Raw genomic sequence first — 610 nt, 5'->3', positions numbered from 1 at the left:
GATAGCAACACTTATTGAACGAAATACACGGCTCTGTATCTTGGCAACATTACCTGATGCAAAGGCAGAATCAGTGCGCAAGGCTTTAACTGAAGCTCTGAAATATTTACCCGCAGAACTGCGTAAAACATTGACCTATGACCGTGGACGTGAGATGTCAGAACATAAAATCCTCGAAGAAGATTTAGGCATAGATGTATATTTCTGTGACCCACATTCGCCATGGCAGAAAGGCACATGCGAAAATATGAATGGTTTAATTAGGCAATATTTACCTAAAGGGATTGATTTAAACCAGGCAGATCAGCATTATTTAAATCAAGTTGCCATGTCACTGAATACTCGCCCTAGAAAAGCGTTAGATTGGCTTACACCATTAGAGAAATTTGCTCAGCTTGTTGATTATCATAAGGCTTTTGAAACTGTCGCACCTCATGTTTGAATTCGCCCTATATCAATATTGTTATTTGAATATATTTGATTTAATAATCCATTTTCATAAGTTGACAAAAATAACTAATGATGCGAAAAGGTTTTTTTAGTTAACAGATGTTCACACATGCCTAGAATTGTTTCTGTCCCACTTAGTTTAGAACAGCGAGAACGACTC

The 610-nt window shown here is 37.2% G+C and carries 1 pseudogene; it reads left to right on the top strand.

Features of this window, described 5'->3' with window-relative positions:
• Positions 1–442, top strand: a pseudogene (locus WFH18_RS17660) (IS30-like element ISAba125 family transposase); the annotation flags it as partial.
• Between the last annotated feature and the right edge of the window lie 168 nt (positions 443–610).

The organism is Acinetobacter sp. USHLN143 (assembly GCF_037145695.1).
Taxonomy (GTDB): domain Bacteria; phylum Pseudomonadota; class Gammaproteobacteria; order Pseudomonadales; family Moraxellaceae; genus Acinetobacter; species Acinetobacter fasciculus.
The sequence above is the reverse complement of the archived record's forward strand: the minus strand, read 5'-3'. Positions and strand labels throughout refer to the sequence as shown.